This window comes from Marinoscillum sp. (assembly GCF_965229915.1).
In the GTDB taxonomy this organism is placed as follows: domain Bacteria; phylum Bacteroidota; class Bacteroidia; order Cytophagales; family Cyclobacteriaceae; genus Marinoscillum.
This window is the reverse complement of the sequence record NZ_CBDDJZ010000001.1, coordinates 513,029-531,554: the sequence shown is the minus strand read 5'-3', so window position 1 is coordinate 531,554 and position 18,526 is coordinate 513,029. Positions and strand designations below refer to the sequence as shown.

21 protein-coding genes and 1 tRNA gene are annotated in these 18,526 nt (G+C 38.6%); 5 read left to right on the top strand and 17 right to left on the bottom strand.

The features are described from left to right. Positions 1-15: 15 nt before the first annotated feature. Positions 16-1,014, bottom strand: a complete 999-nt coding sequence (locus tag ACO067_RS02350; protein ID WP_421870209.1) for a glycosyl transferase family 90 — start codon at positions 1,012-1,014, stop codon at positions 16-18. Positions 1,015-1,175: 161 nt separating this feature from the next. Between ACO067_RS02350 and ACO067_RS02345 the strand changes: the two genes are divergently transcribed. After that, on the top strand, positions 1,176-2,006 hold the full coding sequence (locus ACO067_RS02345) for a glycosyltransferase family A protein (RefSeq protein ID WP_421870205.1): 831 nt from the start codon (positions 1,176-1,178) through the stop codon (positions 2,004-2,006). Between the two features lie 13 nt (positions 2,007-2,019). Continuing rightward, positions 2,020-3,051, top strand: a complete 1,032-nt coding sequence (locus ACO067_RS02340) for an NAD-dependent epimerase/dehydratase family protein (RefSeq protein WP_421870201.1) — start codon at positions 2,020-2,022, stop codon at positions 3,049-3,051. Here the strand turns inward: ACO067_RS02340 and ACO067_RS02335 are convergent. From ACO067_RS02335 to ACO067_RS02325, 3 genes are all read right to left on the bottom strand, one after another. Beyond that, complete coding sequence (locus ACO067_RS02335) at positions 3,048-3,707, bottom strand: hypothetical protein (protein ID WP_421870198.1); 660 nt, start codon at positions 3,705-3,707, stop codon at positions 3,048-3,050. The two genes, ACO067_RS02340 and ACO067_RS02335, sit on opposite strands and share 4 nt — an antisense overlap. Before the next feature lie 152 nt (positions 3,708-3,859). Beyond that, a tRNA-Pro gene (locus ACO067_RS02330) sits at positions 3,860-3,934 on the bottom strand. A gap of 421 nt (positions 3,935-4,355) precedes the next feature. Beyond that, entirely contained in the window at positions 4,356-4,553 is a 198-nt protein-coding gene (locus ACO067_RS02325) for a hypothetical protein (protein ID WP_421870196.1), read from the bottom strand. 167 nt (positions 4,554-4,720) lie between these two features. Between ACO067_RS02325 and ACO067_RS02320 the strand changes: the two genes are divergently transcribed. From ACO067_RS02320 to ACO067_RS02310, 3 genes are read left to right on the top strand one after another with little or no spacing between them, the layout of a single operon-like run. Continuing rightward, positions 4,721-5,479 (top strand): hypothetical protein, encoded by a 759-nt coding sequence (locus ACO067_RS02320; protein WP_421870193.1) that lies wholly within the window; start codon positions 4,721-4,723, stop codon positions 5,477-5,479. Then, entirely contained in the window at positions 5,479-6,117 is a 639-nt protein-coding gene (locus tag ACO067_RS02315; protein WP_421870190.1) for a DUF5675 family protein, read from the top strand. The genes ACO067_RS02320 and ACO067_RS02315 overlap by 1 nt, the downstream gene beginning before the upstream one ends. Next, positions 6,110-6,319 (top strand): hypothetical protein, encoded by a 210-nt coding sequence (locus ACO067_RS02310; RefSeq protein ID WP_421870187.1) that lies wholly within the window; start codon positions 6,110-6,112, stop codon positions 6,317-6,319. The genes ACO067_RS02315 and ACO067_RS02310 overlap by 8 nt, the downstream gene beginning before the upstream one ends. Positions 6,320-6,379: 60 nt before the next feature. On the opposite strand, the gene ACO067_RS02305 is transcribed toward ACO067_RS02310, so the two are convergent. The 13 genes from ACO067_RS02305 to ACO067_RS02245 all read right to left on the bottom strand — a co-directional run bounded on the left by ACO067_RS02305 (position 6,380) and on the right by ACO067_RS02245 (position 18,526). Beyond that, positions 6,380-6,802, bottom strand: coding sequence for a DUF6943 family protein (locus tag ACO067_RS02305; protein ID WP_421870183.1), 423 nt, complete (start codon positions 6,800-6,802; stop codon positions 6,380-6,382). A 263-nt stretch (positions 6,803-7,065) separates the two neighbouring features. Beyond that, positions 7,066-8,043 (bottom strand): hypothetical protein, encoded by a 978-nt coding sequence (locus ACO067_RS02300; RefSeq protein WP_421870180.1) that lies wholly within the window; start codon positions 8,041-8,043, stop codon positions 7,066-7,068. A gap of 449 nt (positions 8,044-8,492) precedes the next feature. Continuing rightward, on the bottom strand, positions 8,493-9,227 hold the full coding sequence (gene qatD / locus ACO067_RS02295) for a Qat anti-phage system TatD family nuclease QatD (protein WP_421870177.1): 735 nt from the start codon (positions 9,225-9,227) through the stop codon (positions 8,493-8,495). A 12-nt stretch (positions 9,228-9,239) separates the two neighbouring features. Continuing rightward, a complete protein-coding gene (gene qatC / locus ACO067_RS02290; RefSeq protein WP_421870175.1) occupies positions 9,240-10,577 on the bottom strand; it encodes a Qat anti-phage system QueC-like protein QatC in 1,338 nt (445 codons plus the stop codon). Then, entirely contained in the window at positions 10,574-11,398 is an 825-nt protein-coding gene (gene qatB / locus ACO067_RS02285; RefSeq protein WP_421870172.1) for a Qat anti-phage system associated protein QatB, read from the bottom strand. Before qatB ends, qatC begins: the two co-directional genes overlap by 4 nt. 1 nt (position 11,399) lies before the next feature. Beyond that, entirely contained in the window at positions 11,400-13,256 is a 1,857-nt protein-coding gene (locus tag ACO067_RS02280; RefSeq protein WP_421870169.1) for a KAP family P-loop NTPase fold protein, read from the bottom strand. Between the two features lie 116 nt (positions 13,257-13,372). After that, the gene (locus tag ACO067_RS02275) at positions 13,373-14,164 is read right to left on the bottom strand and encodes a nucleotidyl transferase AbiEii/AbiGii toxin family protein (protein ID WP_421870166.1); all 792 of its coding nucleotides are present in this window, start codon (positions 14,162-14,164) and stop codon (positions 13,373-13,375) included. Beyond that, positions 14,161-14,982 carry a type IV toxin-antitoxin system AbiEi family antitoxin domain-containing protein gene (locus ACO067_RS02270; protein ID WP_421870163.1) on the bottom strand — a complete coding sequence of 274 codons (822 nt, stop codon included), beginning with the start codon at positions 14,980-14,982 and terminating at the stop codon, positions 14,161-14,163. Before ACO067_RS02270 ends, ACO067_RS02275 begins: the two co-directional genes overlap by 4 nt. A 199-nt stretch (positions 14,983-15,181) precedes the next feature. Continuing rightward, positions 15,182-15,328: a hypothetical protein gene (locus ACO067_RS02265; protein WP_421870160.1), complete on the bottom strand. Its 147-nt coding sequence runs from the start codon at positions 15,326-15,328 to the stop codon at positions 15,182-15,184. A 185-nt stretch (positions 15,329-15,513) separates the two neighbouring features. After that, positions 15,514-15,819 (bottom strand): hypothetical protein, encoded by a 306-nt coding sequence (locus ACO067_RS02260; protein ID WP_421870156.1) that lies wholly within the window; start codon positions 15,817-15,819, stop codon positions 15,514-15,516. Continuing rightward, on the bottom strand, positions 15,819-16,334 hold the full coding sequence (locus tag ACO067_RS02255; protein ID WP_421870154.1) for a TIR domain-containing protein: 516 nt from the start codon (positions 16,332-16,334) through the stop codon (positions 15,819-15,821). The genes ACO067_RS02260 and ACO067_RS02255 overlap by 1 nt, the downstream gene beginning before the upstream one ends. After that, positions 16,335-17,714, bottom strand: coding sequence for an SIR2 family protein (locus ACO067_RS02250; RefSeq protein WP_421870151.1), 1,380 nt, complete (start codon positions 17,712-17,714; stop codon positions 16,335-16,337). Positions 17,715-17,755: 41 nt separating this feature from the next. Then, entirely contained in the window at positions 17,756-18,526 is a 771-nt protein-coding gene (locus ACO067_RS02245) for a hypothetical protein (protein WP_421870148.1), read from the bottom strand.

The window sequence follows — 18,526 nt, the reverse complement described above, 5'->3', positions numbered from 1 at the left end:
AACGAGCCCCACCCGTTATTCGATCACATTCACTCGTTTGGCATATTCCTCTAAAAACATCATTCTCACTTGAGTGTCATGTCTCTTATCGAGGAACTGACTAACATAGCTTTTGCCATTTTGTGCGATTTGCTCACATTCTCTTGGGTGATTGTCCGCCCAGGTTAATAACTCATCCAGATTGGTCAGATCGCCATCCAGCTCCAGGTAGTGCACAAACGGTTCTAGTTTTTCCTCCATGGTCCAGGAGGTCCATTCTGGTTTTGGCATGATGGGTACTGAATTGGAAAACAAAACCCACCGAATATTGCTGGCCAGGTCATTTCCCTGAAGACTTACGATGAATTGTGATTTTAACTGATCCGCTATGGTAATGCGAGGTTTGATCATCTCAGCAAGGTGAGGTTTTTGCTTAGCAGTAGAGAACCCCACGTTATAGCGGTCATGATAATTCGTCACGAATGCTTCCCTTTTTATCTGTCCGGTGGTTGCTCCACGCCAGACTACATCCTTTTTTTTATTTGACCAGGGAATGTCGTGTTTGTTCACTTCCAGGCATGGAGTATTGTATCGGAGCGATCTAAAATCATAGAGCATACTGTGCTGGTCTGTTAGCTTTCTCGCTTTCCTAATGATTGGTAGTGCGTCCGTATCACCATGTTCGCCATAGTATAAAGGAAACTTCACGTCAGCAATATCACTGGGAAGATGGTTGAATGGCAATAAGAAGTCAATGATCGAATGAAGATCTCGGTAATTTTTATAGAAGGGTAGAGCTCGAAGCTCACGAATCAATGGAAGCGGCATGAGGTACCTGCTGTAAATATGTTTGGTACTTCCTTTTAAGTCATTGAATGATAAGTAATTAACTTCTTTTTTTGTCCAATAGTCGCGTTGCTTTAGTTGCCTTAGTTTATTAAGGTTTAGCTCGAATGTCTGTTGATTGTTGAGGTAATAATTGACCCTGATTTCGGGGTTCACCCAATGTGCTTTATCTACAGTGTTTAAGGGCATAAAACAGTTTAAGGACTGCAAACTTATGCAATCTTTGTCAATGGTTAGATGTGTATTGATGTGGTACTGGTGCTTGTAATCTGTTAATAAAAACTATTTTTGCAACCTCATTTGAATAAGTACGCGTGCGAATAGTTACAGAGATAATCCGATTGATGAAAATGAGGTCTACAAAGCCTCAAAAGTGGATTGACCATTTACCTGGTAAACCTTCCTCCAAAGCGGTAATATCCCTCTCTGTTTTGCCGGCCAGGTTCAAGCATTTTGAGCCCACTCTCAATTCTATTACTGATCAAACCGTCTTGCCAGAAAAGATCATTATCAACCTGCCCAGAACATTCAAGCGAGATAAAACCAACTATGAGATTCCCGATTATGTCAAGAATCATCCACTTATTCACATCAATTGGATAGAGGAGGATATGGGGCCAGCCACTAAGATTCTGCCAACACTCGAATTGTATAAAGACGAGCCTGAGCGGTTGATCATTGTGCTGGATGATGATCAGATCTACCCGCAGGGAATGGTAGAGAATTATGTGAACAACTCAGAGCAACTACCGGATGCTGCATTGACGCTCTCTGGCTGGGTAGTACCCGATTCTTTTGATCATGGAGATAAAAAGCAACTATATGGTGCTATCGTAAGAGTATATAGGCCAGACACTTCGGTTACTAACCCTGTACGGGTGGATTGTTTGCAAGGAGCGGCAAGTTTTGCGGTGAAGCCCAAACTCTTCGATGAGCGCGTTTTTGACTTTGACAATGCACCCAGTGAGGCATTCTTTGTAGATGATATATGGCTTAGTGGCAACCTGTCCAGAAACAATTCACCAGTCTATGTGGTTCCGGCACCATTTCGGTTTGGAAGATTTGTTTCGCTGAGGCAGTCAACTAAAGTAAGCCTTTCTCGTACGGTAAACTCAGATAATTCAAATAACAATACATTGTACCGTTACTTTGAAAAGGAGTGGTGGTCACTAAACAAGTAAATTCCGAAAGTCAATGAGCACAAAAGTATTAGTCACAGGAGCTGCAGGTTTTATTGGATTTCATACAGTCAGAAGACTTTTGGATACCACTGATTACGAGGTGGTTGGTCTTGATAATATCAACGATTATTATCCTATGACGCTGAAGTTCGAGCGTCTCAAGGCTCTGGGGATTCACCCAGATTTTATCCGATATGGTAAAAAGACTTCCAGCAAGCTGCACGATCGATTTGATTTTATCAGGATGGATTTGACGGATGAAAAATCAATCATAGATCTATTTCATCAGTCGTCATTTGATTATGTTATCCACTTGGCTGCACAGGCCGGAGTAAGGTATAGCATTGACAACCCTAATGCCTACATTCAGTCAAATGTGGTTGGATTCAACCATATACTGGAGGCATGCAGAACTTACCCAGTGAAGCATCTGGTCTATGCCAGTAGCTCAAGTGTGTATGGGCTGAATAAAGAGCAGCCATTTAGCGTAAATCATAAGGTGGATCAGCCAGCCAGCCTCTATGCTGCCACCAAAAAAAGTAATGAGCTTATGGCACATACTTACAGTCATCTTTTCCAGATACCTACCACTGGTCTACGGTTTTTCACGGTTTATGGTCCGTGGGGCCGACCAGATATGGCACCCATGTTGTTCGCCAAGGCGATCATGAATGGGGATCCTATTAATGTTTATAACAACGGCAAGATGGCCAGAGATTTCACTTTTGTAGATGATATCGTAGACGGTGTGTGTCGAGTGACGGAGACAGTGCCTACACCCAATCATAATGGTCTGCCATACCGTATTTTCAATATTGGGAACAGTCAGCCCGTACAGTTGATGGATTTTATAGATGTGCTGGGTAAAGAGTTAGATCAGGAAGTGAAAATGAATTTTATGCCGATGCAAGATGGAGATGTGGTCAGCACACATGCAGACACGTCCGAACTGAAAGAAGCCGTGGGTTATCAGCCAAAAACGTCCATACAGGAAGGTGTAAAAGCATTTGTTAACTGGTACAAAACATTCTATTCTCCTCATTAATTCATTGTGATGCGTGTGGTTTGTTGACGTTCCAGATTGATGAGTGAATCCATCTCGTTGATCATGTCATCTATTTTCTCTGTGATGATTACTGGTGCGTCTTCATAGTGAGCTAGCAGTGAATCAATTTCGTGATATACATGCTTTTCGTAGCTAGTTGCATTATCGTTTTTAGCGTATTCCAGTGCATGCTTTAGATGGAGTTTGGAATATTTTAGAGCCACTCGAGATAAGTCCAGTTGGTTAGACTCAGCATATCTTTCTGAAACTCTCAACTCTGCCAGTGATAGGCTGGTCAATGCAAATTCAAAAGCATGATTCATGTCATCAGAAACCAGAGTGTCTTCTTTGATTTCTTCGTAGATAAATATGAGCTTTTCAACCGCCTCATCTACGATGGCACTAGTGTTTAAATCCACATCCGACTCCAGATACTGGATGCTTTGAATGGCCTGATCCAAATGGTATAGACTTCTGTTTAGATCTACCTCTCTGGTATAATGTCTCACATTGTTTAGGTGAATATCGGGAGACATGGTGTGTTCATTGAGCGTTGGGTGCTGCGATTCGTAGCTGTGATCAAACAAACGAATGATGTAGAATATGCTAATCAAAAAAAGCAGGGTTCCAATATTGGCTAGGAATTTTAGTTTCATGGCTTTTCACGTCAAGTAAGTAAAGCCAAGATACGAATCGAATTTGGAGTAATTCTGGATTTTAATTAGGGTTGATTATGATTTTTGACATCCAGGCTTGAATCTCAGTTCATAAAAAAAGCTCTGGAAACTTCCAGAGCTTTGTAAACTTGTCGGGGTGACTGGATTCGAACCAGCGACCTCCCGCACCCTAAGCGGGTACTCTAACCGGACTGAGCCACACCCCGAATATTTTTTTATATTGTAGAGCAACCTAAGCGAGTACTCTAACTGGACCGGGTCGCGCAGACTGAGCCACACCCCGAACACTATCTATATGCATATTCAAAATTGCTCGAATATGCCCTCAAAAGTTACTGATAAATCATAAAAAAAAGCCACGAAAATCGTGGCTTTATAAGTCGGGGTGGCAGGATTATAACCGCCACCTCTAATATCTTATATACCAATTAGTTACATAAACCAATTCAACTTTGGGCACCGAATGGGGTACATTTTTATTGATTCCCATTGCTTTTATATGTGCCTCAAATGCGGGTCAACATGATTGCAAAGAACTAATTTTCTTTACATAAATATACACAAAAACAGCCAAATTTTATGGTTTTGGAGCAGGAAAATCTTCGATTAGAACCCTAGAAATTTGAGCTAATCTGTAATGTATTCACGGACCAGACCAGGACAGATTCCGGTATATGAGGCGAATTCATCAATGGTGATGAACTGGTGATCTTGCTTGCCCAGCTCTTCTTTTATCTTCTGAAGGAGTCTCCTTCCTGATCGTTCGCTTTTGCCTGTGATCCGCTGCACATCTTTAGGGTATATGCAACTTCTGTTTAAACGCATGACTCATACTCTATCTATGCTTTATCTATGGCTTTAATATACGGAAACCACACCAAACTGATGGACATTTTCTGACAGTTCAGACAAGAAGACCATTGCCGGAAGCTACTTTTTGCCTCCTCTCTCAGCTCCTCATACTTTGGTGACTTCATCAAACAATTATAATTATGGCAAGACAAGCAGGAATTATCAAACTGAAGGGCAAAGTCGGAGACATGTCTTTCTACAAAACCAAAGATGGCTACCTGGCCAGAGAAAAAGGCGGGGTGGATAAAGAGCGGATACAGAATGATCCGGCCTTTCAGCGTACCCGTGAAAACGGAGCTGAGTTTGGTCGTGCCGGTGCTGCCGGTAGAACGCTAAGGACAGCCTTTCGACCATTGCTCTTAAGAACGTCAGACGGCCGTGTCACTTCTCGATTGACTAAAGAGATGGTAAAGGTTATTAAGGCCGATGGTACCAATGCCAGAGGGGAACGAAACGTTCTCGATGGTGAGCTGGAAATGCTTCAAGGATTTGAGTTTAATATCAGTGGCCGCTTAGGTGCTACAGTGTATGCTCCTTTTGATGTAAGTATAGACAGGGCTTCTGGTGAGGCTGTGGTTAACGTTCCAGGGTTAGTACCTCAAAACACCATTGCAGCACCGCAAGGTGCTACACATATGAAACTGGTTTCCGCAGGTGCAGAAATCAATTTTGAGGAGGACACTTTCAATCTGGTTACAGCTGAAAGTGGAGAAATCGAGATCGGACCACAAACAGAAGCTGCCGTGAACCTGACCAATGCTTTACCTGCCGGGAGTGCCTCTCCCTTGTTCCTGGTATTTGGCATTGAGTTCTATCAAGAAGTAAACGGGAATTTCTATCCATTGAAAAATGGGGCTTACAATGCTTTATCTCTGGTGGCAGTGGATGGAGGTGCCTAATGGATTTTATCCTGAAAAGGACATATTATCCTAAAGGCACAAATGGGGAGCTCTGGATCAACGGTCAGTCTATTGGCTATACGATAGAGCTCCCCTGGCTTCAAAATCAACGAAATGTCTCTTGCATATCAGAGGGACGATATGAGCTTATAAAGCGATATACCGAAACTAGAGGCTGGCATATTCTTGTGAAGGATGTCCCGGGCAGATCATGGATACTTTTTCATCCTGCCAATAATGCCCTGATGGAACTGAAGGGCTGCATTGCTCCGGCTTCCAGGCTTACTGGTCCCGGTAAAGGCATTGAGTCCAGATATGCAACAAAGATGTTCGAGAAGTTCGTTTTTGGAGCGATTGATCAACAAGAGAAAGTTTTTATCACGATTAAAGAAAATAGCAACATGAATATCATTCAAAGGGCAAAAGCCCCAACTCCTAAATTTTTCAAAGTGTTACGTACTATCGGCCTTGGTTTAGCTGCTGCAGGTGGTGCTTTACTTGCAGCTCCTGTCAGCTTACCAGCTGCATTAGTTAGTCTGGGAGGTTATCTGGCTGTAGGCGGCAGTGTATTGACCGCAGTTAGTCAGGTAACGGTAGAAGATGATCAGGAGGTCAAAACGTCAAAGAACGATGGCTAATCTGATTAGTGGAACAGGTACGAAAGCCGGTACGGCTGGTGGCACTCTGCTGACAGTATTGTCCAATATCAGTACCGGAGACCTTGTTCACACATCAGTATTGGCCGCTGTGGGAGCTTTGGTCAGCTTTACAGTGTCCATCATATTAAAATGGCTGATCAAGGCTCTGAGCAAAAGAAATCGGCCGGAAAAGCCTGGCTGATACCGATCCGAAAGCCGGTTACTGTGTCCAAAAAGGTTCCGTGAATCACGGAGCCTTTTTTTATTCCAGAAGTATCCGAAACATTATTGCTCTTTTGACCTGTTTTACGAGTTCCACTTGTTTTTCCAAAACCTTACTTTTCTTATCAAAGTCCTGCAATAAAGCCAATGACTTCAAGTATTTACTTCGATCTTTTATGGCTTTCTCAGCTCCTGCCAACAAGACTGCTTTAGCATCACCAATTCTTAAAAAAGAAATGGCCGAACCGATCAGGTGAGGATAAAATCCTTGAGCCTGCCATAATCCATAAGCCAACCAGAAATAGAAATTCCTTTCTTCCAGCGTCTCGGTTATTATCACAAAACAATTTGGACAAGGATTTTCTAGAGGTTTACCGGCATTGTTTCCTCTGGAGAGCATGAAAAAGTGAGGCTTTTCATTAATGAGTCCATCCCTATAAGTTTTCATCTGGAAATTGTGCATAGTACGAGCATTTAAATTTTAGCTCGCTCCGCTTCGCACACATTTCAAAAGAGAAAAGAAAAAGGAAAAAAAGAAAAGAGAAAGCTTTTTGACTAGGCAGGCGGGGCTTGGGGTGTCAAGGTTTTTTGGAAAAATACTTCCGCCAATTAGCGGAGGAGATTTTTTCAAAAACCCGAAGGGCCTGACCTTGACGGACCAAATCAGAGATGGGTATGTGGGGCCTGCCTAACTTCGCTGCTCTCTTTGTTTTTGTTTAGGATTATTCAACCGATATGATTTTTAATTTCAATATCATTAAGGTACTGGTTCAATAACTTAAAGTCCATTTGCTTAAGTTCGTTGGTCATTCTTAACTCATCAATCATTTTTCTGAGTGATCTTTCTTGACTATCCTTTGCAACCATTTTATTAAACCATTCAAGCCCCTTGTAATTGGGCTGACCAGACCTTTTTCGAGTGAACGAAATAATGCTTTCTAGACCTGACTCAGGAATAATATCCCAGGTAATACAAAGCATATTGATAGCCGTTAACAATTCCTGATTAAAGGGGTGTACTCTCTGCGTTTTATTACCCAAACCAGAAGAATTACCACTACTTGTGTTGGAGTTTTGCTCATGAGTGAGTGGATTAAAAAGTGGTAAAGGGTTCTGCCTGATTATATCAAGGAATTCATTGGCACAATGCGTGCCTACAAAAAAGTACTTCGCCTGAGCTTCATAATCACCTTTAGGTTTATATGAAAACGTGTAGTATTTATCGTCCAGTGGCCCACAGCACCCCTCTTTATTTTGGCCATTTAAAAGTTTGATATAGTTGACTGGCTGAATATAATACTGTTTACAAAAAACTTCTTTCTTCTTTCGGGTTCTGCAATTCATAGTTGAAATATTGTTATGTGCTTGATTGAATTTAGCGTGGGAACGCAGGAAAACCAAAAAAGGCTGGCTGGCGGATGCAATGAGCGAAGTGTAACGCAGCGGGTTGCAGCCCGACAGACAAGCATCGCGAGCCGCCCTGCGAGTGGAGCAAAGGTGCCAGACTGAGAACTGTTCTACAGTGAAAGACTGGCTATGTGTGAAGTGGAATGCAGGTTTTTTGTAATTTTTTTTAATTCTACAAAAAGCCCGGAATGAAACGGAACTACACAAGGGCTGGCGTGATTTTTTGCCTTTGAGCATCGGCCTGGTATAAGTGATGGCTTGTGCTGTTGGATACCTTAGGGTTGTTGCAAAAAGCATGACAGCCCGCAGCCCGCAGCGACCCGCAGGCGAGCTTAAACACTGGCAGCCGGTGGATGTGTTGTGGCTGAACGGAATGGAGCTTCAGCGAAATGGAGAGAGGTTACATAAGCAGACAGAGTAGGCTGCCGTGAGGATGACAACTGAGTTGCAAGCAGCATGACAGGCTGGCGATAGCCACCCGAAGGGCAGCATGGCTTATTTTCTGACCTTTGAATAAATAACATTTACAGAAAATGTGCTGTGATGGCCTGGCATGATGCTTTGCCGAGGGCGGAAGACGAACACCGCTTTTCCTGCGTGTTGGGGTGCGGTGGGAAAAAGCAAGTGTGGCACGGTATGGAATGCAGCTTTGCGAAATGGAGTAACGGGCTACTCTTGCTGTGGGTTGACCGGAAGTGGGTGAATGGAGGAACGGAATGAGCCGACTGGAGGGAAGTTTGGATGACTTAACTAACGAGTATTTTTTTAAAGTTTTCATAGACTGTTTGTGAAATATTTTCCTCTGATAGGTCTAACAGTCTTGAAATTTGATTTATTGTTTTCTTCATTAGTAAAGGTGAATTTATTTCTGACTTACCTTTTATAAATGGACCATCCGATTCAGTGAGAAGTCTTGATAATGGGATGTTTTGAATAATTTTTTGCCCACTTTTTGATTTACACATCGAGGAATTAACAGAAAAGTAGCAACCATAATTCAGACCTCTTTTTAGATTCTGTAAGCTTCCTGAGTACCAATGGAGGATAATTTTTCCAGGAAAATTCTGTCCTACAATATTTAGAACCTCTTCTTCACTTCCTCTAGAATGTATTGTTAAAACCTTATTTTTTTCAAAGGCACAGATTTCAATTATTTTTTTAAACACTTCACTTTGAGCTAATTTCGATGAAACTGAACATCGTTTAATATTATCCAGCCCTATTTCGCCTATATACTTAGTCGTTTTTATGAGGTGCTTAAATTGATTAAGTTCTGTCAACCTTTCTTCAGCTAATTCAGGATGAAGCCCAAGAGCAGGCCTTATATATTTTGTGTTTTCACAAATTCCTTGGGTAAAATGATATACAGAAGGTGTATTTGTGACGGCAATGGAATAAACCTTTTCCCTCTCAATTTTAGCTAATAAATCAGCTGGATTTTGGTATAAATCTAGGTGAAAGTGGGTATCGATTAAATACATTTATTTATAGCTCTATTTTAGAAGTTCCTCTACCTCTTTCATGCCTCTTTCATAAACTCTTGTGTATTTATAAAGGTCTTCTTTTTTATTTGGTAGGGGCCCAGATCGAAGTACCTCTAAAGAGAATTTGGGTTTGGTTTTCTTTAATCTGGCAACCGCCATTTTAAAAGCTCTATAATCTCTACCTATATCGTCTTTGTATGGCAATTGTGAATCATTAAATTTATAAACATAGTGTTTTACATCATCCAAACCTGCAAAGTTTAAGGCTGCTCTCCTGATAATACATGGTGTACAGTACCCGCAGTTTTTTTGCTCATTGGTATTGGTTCTTTTTACATTAACATTTTTTGAATTGGGATGTGCACAAGAAACAGTTTCGTTAAAATACCTATTGATGAATTGTGGATTTTTAGTACCCCTAACCATCTCACCTTTTGTCATAAATTGATACGGATTAATTATCGTATTATTTATCCCTAATGCCGTAAGAGCCTTTCTTAAAAGCTGCAAAAAATGGGGATGAGTAGTACGTGTACTTGAGCTACCAACTCTTGAATGCGTTAAAGGGATATTCAAAGAGATCAAACCATTTTCCGGAATATAAAGTGGCACATTGTCGCCATAAGAATTCGCTACAGAAATACCAAGGCCGATAAATAGGATAGACCTTGATCTTGACGAAGACTCCTTCCCATATTTATTGTTATGCTGAATAGGCTGAGCATTAAACAAAAAGTCTTCAATAGACCTGTCCTTATATTCTGACTTTAGTAAGTCAATGACCTTCGATTGTGTCATATTCTCAAATCCTTGTGACTTGTGATGACCTACTAACGCAACATCACAACCTGATGCAAGCAAATCTGTTACTCCAATAAATGAGTCTAAACCTCCAGAAAGTAAAGAGACTTTTGATATAGTATTTGAGTTGCACTCCTCCGGAGGAGTAAAAGTTGAAGATCTGGATCTAAAGAATAGTTCCCAATGATCACCGGTCAGAAAATTAAGAGCATCTTCAAAGTATATTTTTGCCTGTTCCCATTTATGGGAATCAACCACTGGTAAGTGTAGTCTAAAATATCTACTCCAATTATTAAAACCATAGCTGCTTCTTGGAACTAACTGATCAGCAGTATATATGGAAATTGCAGCACTTAAAAAATCTATTGCCTCATCATTAGGACAGAGTTTCTTTTCTTCCAGAATTGAATGAATATTATGTTGTAAACTTTTATCTGTGGCTCGATTATTACCTGACGGAACATATATACTCTTCGCATCGTCTGTTTCAACAACTGTATACTCATCTGTCGAACTGCTATGATAAATAATATTAAAGATATTCATGACTCCAGTGTTTGATATGCTTCTTGAAATATACTTTCTATCAAGTTTTTACCGTCTCCTTGTGTAAAATCCATATTTAATACATCATAGTCCTCAAAATCATACTCTACACTAGATTTGATATGCTCTTTAATATCGGCCTCCTTTCTAATGGCATCACTAGGAGTTAAACTATTTTTCTCAATACATAAACTGAGTTCTTGCAACCATCTTTCATAGATATAAGCCTTAACACTATCTAATACAGCTTCTTTTATATCTGCTTCACTTAATGAGTCAAGCTTATTAATATTATCTTCAAGCTCGAACTTATCGTATAATTTATCTAATGTATCAATAATAGCCTGTCTTGCATCAGCTTCTTCATTAGTAGAACCATTTGGAGCTATTGCATCAACAATACCTGCAAAAACAACTTCAGAAGTCTCACCTATTAAATCTTGTAATCCTAAATCGGTTAATGCTTGCTCAACCCCCTGTTTTGCAACATTACCAAGAAACCCTCCAAAGCTTGCTACCGCTCTTTTACCGCTACTTGAGGAACGAGATGCATTTTTTGCTCCTCCTAATGATCTCACATATGACTTTGAGGCACTTTTAATTGTATACCCAGGTCGGTCATTGATAAATCGAGACAAGGAACGCTTAGCACTAGAATAGTCTCCAAAAATTTCATTCTCCTGAGAATCAGCTTCTGATTCAATTGGCTGATCACTTCCTGTGTCATTATTATCTTCACTATCTGAATCAACATCTTGTGCCCAAGGTGGAAGCAAAGGTGATTTACCCTTTGGCCCTCCGAAAGAACTTGAAGTACCCATATTATTTTTTTGGTTTTATCCTATTACTAGCAATCTTAGCTAAATCTTTATTTGACTCACTACTAGCCCACGTTTTAATTAAATCAGCACCATCTTTTTCGTAAGTTGTTCTTTTTATTACTTTGAGGAGTTCTGATACTGCCAATGATGGAATATTATCAGTTGGGATACCTTTTAAAAAGGTGAGTAGTTGTGATATCAACTCAGATCTCTCCTTCACCCATGAAAAAAGTAATCTAAAATTGTTCAATGATTCACTGCTACCACTTTCTTGCAACAGCTTGTCTTTTAATTCCTCAAATATTGCAGATGAGTCTGAGGCACTAAGACTGGAAGAATCTTGTAGGGCCTTCTTTACAAATCCGTCACTTCCACTTGTCAAGTCGTGATATGCAGCTAAAGCTTGAGAACTCATTTGTTGCTTAGTTCCAGTCATAGAATTAAGCCTATCTCGGGAAAAGTAAAAATATGAACCTAAATCTAAACCACTCAATTTAGGCTCTGTATTTACCCAACTCTTTATCCAATCATCCTTTTTCCAGATTTCAACCTCAGAAGTATGTAGCAAGTCATTTTCACTCGCATTATCTGATGTTGAATCTGTACTAATTTCCTTTTCTAAAAGGCCAATTTCTTTTGGCTTCCCTCCTTGTTCAGCTTGATACTGATGAAGCTTTATGAATGTTTCTTTCTTAAAATACTCGAGTAACATTAGTTTGGCTAGAACACGAATTTCTAATTCAATATTCCTTGACTTAGCCATTCCAATTCTCATCATAAGCATATTCATAAATCTTTTTGATTGCCTTGGGTTCCCATCTAATCCGATAGTTAAAACTGGGGTAATCTGCTTGGTAAGCAAGAGAGCTTTTTGAAGATCATTTGAAATACTAATCCCTAGTTCATCAAAAAAGTCGTTGTCAATTTTTTTTACATGAAGTTCACTGACAGATTTATTGTTTATAACTCCTTCTCTAACTTTAGTAAAGTTGTCCGATTCTAAATACAATTGCGAAAAAAGAAGGTTAATGTATGTTTCTAATTCCACTTCATTTAACCTTGGTAACCTAATTGGAAACTGGATTAACTTTTCAAGATACGCACTGGCTACTTCTAAACCTCTCCCTGGAACTTCTGGAAACCTTCTTCTTACAGCATACTCAATAATTTTCTCATCTGCACAAATCACAAAAGCTGAATTAGGCACGTATAAAAATAGCTTTATCGCCTCTAAAGTATCAATAACTGTATCAGTATTACAGCGGTCTAAATCATCTATAAACACAACAAGTTTGTTAATTTTTAGATGCTGTAATAGATCAGCAAAGTCTTTATGAAACTTTCTGATACTCATTCGGAGAGTATCTTCCTTTTCTTTATTATCGTCCTTTATATAGTCTTCAGGATCTATATTTTGAGCAGCTGATATAACATCACCAAAACCTGACATTGCTAATCCGGCAGGTCCAGCTGTAGCAAAGCTAATCCCATGCTTCAAAACGCTTTTAGCAATTTTCATGTAATCAACTTGCTTAAGCATCTTAACAAATAAATCTTTTGCCTTGCCTTGTATTGTCCTATTCTCTTCTATTTCTTCTAAAATAGTTCCCATTAGGACTGATTTAGCATCTTCATAACCTTCAAATAACCAACCATTAAACTTTATAGTAAGAACCTCATCATCTGAATTTAGAGATTCTTCAACCATACGCATCAAGCTGGACTTCCCACTCCCCCAATCTCCATAAACACCTATTGTACACGGAAGTAATGATTGGTTGAATATAATATCATTTGTGGCTGAAACTAAGTATTGATAGTCTAAAAGATCTATAACGGTATCATTATCACTCCACATGGTTACTTCAAAAATTTATAGATAATTATCTAACTATATTAGAATATATTTTCATCTAAAACCAGCTCTTTTTCACATTATTAACATCCTTTTTGAACTAAAAAAGATTATAAAAATTAAATGTAATCAATCATTTCACTTATTAACCACTCAAAAGCCTCGTCCTGGTTGTATTCCAAATTAGGGCTTAGAAGCCCTTGCATATCGCCTGAGAATTGTGCTGATTTTTTCTTTAGCTCCATGTTGAGCCGGAATTCTTTTTGAGTGGGTGGCTTGCCTACCACGAATTTCATGTATTCGTTATAGCAGTGAATGATTCTATCATAATCAAGCTCTGCATGTTGATCGGCATAATATAGATCGAATAGATCTCTTCCTTTTTTGCGTTGGTATAATGCCCGAAGTTTGGTTCCTAAGAGTTCGTCCAGATGATAAGTAGTAATATCGCATTGGCCAGTAAACCATTCGCTTTTTACAGAGAAAGGAAATGAATTCCATCCCAGTAAATTGAAGTGTTCCCGGCAATTGATCTCAATTTTTAACCTTAGGCGAATGTCTGGTGAGTATTCCGAGTTAAAGCGATACAGCAAGGTGTTATTGTTGGCTTTGACCTTGACTACCCTGTCTTCTTCAAAGAAGGTGATCACTTCATCGATTCGTTTTAAAATGGGTTTGATCGGTCCTTCTTTAATCTGGACCAGATCGATGTCTTCTGAATACCGAGGAGCTGGGTTCAAGTAAAGTTTGTGCAAGGCTGTACCTCCACGAAAGGCCAGGTTTTCACTCAGGAATTCATCTGAGAAGAGTGCTACTAGTGCCCTGCAAATAATAAGGTCTTGCTCTATTTGTTCATTGGTTTGCCATGGAACTGTATTGCTCCACTCGGTGATATATGCCTGAGGAATCATTCGTCTATGTCAATTTCTGTGTTTACAATTACATTCCATCTATTTTTTGAAGAGTAGCCCTGAGTTTCTTCACTTCCGTCTAATGGTGTTCTATAGAATTTAATGTTTGCATTTTTACTCTCCGAAAATAATTTGTCTGCAAACTCTTTTCCTTGTACCACATTTTCGAGCATATAGCCGAGACGTTGAACTGATGTTGCCGAATTTAAGCTCACAAATTCTTGATCTATTCTTTCTGCTTTAAACTCCTCAATAAGTTCATTTAATATTGTACCCACCCTGTTTAATCCTCCGGCACGTTTTTCATACCATAATAAATCTAATGCGGTGAGCTCTGGTGAAGAGACTTTGATATACCCGGCTTCTGTCTTTTTCTGAACGAGAAACTTTTCAGGAATACTGTTTTTAGTAATATAGTTGATTTTCAAAGTCTTCTTGTGGGTTGGTCGCAATGCTGGCGTTGTGGTGATCACATAGAATTCCTGAGGTTGTTGGTGGGCTGCCCCGTACATGGCTGCTGCACTAAGCAAACCGACATAGTATGGCCTTTCCAGGTATTTCATCAAACCATCAATAAAAAGCTGAGAGGGCAAGACTCCTCTGGAAGCATATTGCGGTGTGATAATGAGGTAATATCCTTTGTGGATGGAAAGTATATTTCCCTTTTTTGAAAGCCTCTTTAAGGATTCTTTTATGGCTATATCAGAATAATGAGGCAGCTCTTTTTTTACTCCTGGTAATGAGAAAGCAACTTTTCCGGATGCAAGTAGTTTATTGATCCATTGTTCTAAAGTCGGTAATTTGCCTGAAGCAGCCATTTAGAGTTTTGTTTTGCGAAAAGTATCACTTTTCAACACTTTTTGCAAATCATTACTTTTTTAACTCTAGTAAAAATTAAAAACCCTTGATTTAATGAAAAAACTACCCCTCAGAGTATTTTGGAATTCATAGTAAAGAAGAGACTTTGTTGATATATCTCGAATAAATAAGTCAACAACCCCACAAACTGCCGGATTTCTAAATAAAATAATTGTTAAACCTTTTTACGTCTTCAATATCGTTTTCTCGAACGATACCACCAGATACCCTTCCCGTAGCTAAACCTATAGTGATGCCCAAAGGGCCGGCAAGAACTCCAAGTACTCCACCTCCTAAGGTTCTCATAAAAGGAGCATTTTGTTTAGTTATTTCTGCAGACACCAGATTAACATCAATTAAACTTATACTAGCACATACATTACATTTGACTCTAAAGCTTCTACCCCACGAATTAGCTAACTGAACTCTGCTCTTTGATTGTGAAGCTAAATACATCTTCTTATTACAATGATTACAGTGACAGTAAATTCTCATCCTTTTAATTGGTTGGTTAATGTTTTAAAGAAGTTGGTAACATTCTTGTTGTTCTTACCCCAATCATAAAATTGTAACCCAACGACACCTTCTGAGGCGAGTTCGACAATAGTAGTTTGATCACCCTTTTTTGTAATCAAAATCTTGAAATTTTCTCCAAATGACCACCAACTCATAGGGACTTTAAAATTGATCACTCCCTCATTGATATCTTCCTGAAAGATCTTAAAACCTAAATTAATAGCGGATTTATGACTACTGATATAAACACTAGTGTAGTCCTTTTTAAACTCCTTTATCATTAGGCATATCTTTTACGGGTATTAATTGCGTCCTCAATCCATTTATCAATATTGTTTTTTATATCGTTATAAGCATCGCTTGAACTTGGATTATAGCATTTTACTATTGATGACAATGATTCATCTCCCAGTTTAAATGTTTCAAATGGATTTTGACCTTTAGAGCACTTCCCTGATGAAAAAGGGTTTTCTCTTACAGTTCTGGCACATTTAATATTGTGGACGTAAATACCCAAGACTCCTTTACCGTCTTTCCATGCCTTTGTGATTTCATGACGAACCCATGGACGATTTGCTGTGCCTTCACCGACAAGGACAACAACACAAGTTTTACCTTTCATATTATCATCAATCCACTTCTCAATTTCCTTTGTACCAGCCCTTTTGATTTCTTCCCATCTATTGGCAGTAACTGGTTGATTGCCTTCTATAAAACCAATATTTCGAATTTGTTGAACTCTGAAAACATCGTTGTCAAAATGGAAGCTGTAAAATATTTGCCTTTTAATGCTCATTTATTTAGTTACTTTATCGATAAAAGTTAATATTGACTCAATCAAATCTTCTGGAGTTAAAGAAGAATCTCCTAATTTTTCAAAATCACTCTTAACCCCTAGTTCAAAATATTTTTCAAAGTCTGTGGAGATTTCATCATAAAGTTTCTTTGCCATGGAGCCAGTAGCACCGACTGGTATGAGTAAAACGTTTTGTTGTTTAGCAATTTCAAACTCCTTTCTGACACCATCAGCTACTACTAACTCATTATTTTCAAGCTTGTTTCCAAACACAAAAAGTGATACACCTGCATAAGATATCATATCTTTTCTGTAAGTTGGCCACAGTTCTTTGCCTTTTTTTCCTTGTGGAAATGGGCGTAATAAAAGTTGATCTTCAAGATTCTCTTTCTTGTTAAGGTATATTTCTTCGAGAACTCCATTAATCACAAAACTACCTACTCCCAGTCCGAATCCAGATACTATTTTATAGTCGGATTCTATTAGTTTCTTAGAAAGCGATGAGATAAATGATTCAGCAGTAGATGAATCCCAGCCACCATATTCATGAGCACTTCCAGATATATAAATCGTTTTTCTCTTGAATCTATTTTCAATCTCATTCAAAATTGAAGTTATCTGTGAATACTCTTTGACCAGTAAAACCTTAATATTGAAGCGCATTAAATCTTGAATAAACAATTCTTGTTTGATTTTTCTGTATTCAAAATCTGTTTTGGGCTCGTCTTTATCCTGCTTTACTTCTCTAAAAATTGCATAATGGGGTCTTTGGTTGCTTGTAAATGTTACTCGAATCCTGCTTAGTACAAACTCTAAATTGGGATCTGTAAAACTAAACCCAACAAACAGGAATGTTTTTGAAACTAAATCTCCAGCAAGAGCATTTAAAAAAGTTGCGTGAGTTTTATGGTATCTTTCATAATCATCCTTTGAAAGAATTGCATCATCTGGGTGCTCTACATCACCATGCATTTTGTAAACGACAGCCTTCCTCCCATGAATGGTCGTTGTTAAATGTTTTTCTACATACTTCACATCAACAACTTTATTTTCATTCGTGAGAGCAGTTTCAATTAACCTATCATAATTGGTTGTCCAAAATGTATTTATAGGTAATTTGGCAAGAATTTTATGATTTTCATTGGGTTGCTTCCCATGATGAAATTCGTTCGCAATTTTTTGATTTAGTTGGTGACGATTATGTGCGTTTGCATTCAAATGATATTGTACTAAGGCTATTAGATCAGTTTCTTTTTTAATATCTAAGTTTAACTCATCAGCAAAATCCTTTACTAATCCCGACCAATCAGCATGTCCTGAACCGGCTGATAATCCAGCTCCCGCAAAAATTGCTGCATTATTTTCTTCTAATTCTTTCAAATATGAAGAAATGAATGATTCTATATCATGGGAAAACATATCTATTTTTTTTGTGGTTTGATTGAATATAAAACATCCAAAGGGTATTGATCATCATGTGTAATTTCACCACAGCCCTTAACCCAATTAGATAAATCTGATTTATTTAAATCGGTCAAATGATCTAACGGAGCTTTGTGCATGATAGAACCCAAACCCTCACTAAATTCTCTTGATTCAAATACTGCCTTAATCAAATCCGGCCTATAATGTAATAGAGGTCTTTTCCTTATTAATTTCGATGTGACCAATTCAGAATAAATCCATGGTGAATTAGTTCTACCAGAAATAGTACTAGATGCTTTCATAGAGCTTGGTGTATTTAAAAAGAACAAACATTCACAACTATCTATCATTCTGGTAATAGCAGCCGACAACATCATATGAATATGACTGGTTGAATAGTTTCTTTTCTCATAGCTATAATATTCCCCTGTCTTACAATAAGCATTATCGATGATTTTTAGGAGATCATTTGAATACCCCCAGACACTTGAGTCTATAAATGAAGTCAGTCCAAATTTTTGATATAACCAACCTGATAAAGAGAGAGCTTTTTTCTCGTCATTATGAGAATGAGAAATAAACAAATTGGCTTGTATTTTTGGAAACCATTCCTCTGAAAGTTGTTGCCCGTCAATGCTGCCATCGTTATCGATGAAATGCTCTAAACCTTTCTTTATTTTGGATTGGTGACTATCAAAAATGGTTCTTCCTACATTGTAGTTAATCTCATTGTAATCATCTAGTGTTAAATTGAAGCCTCTATACAT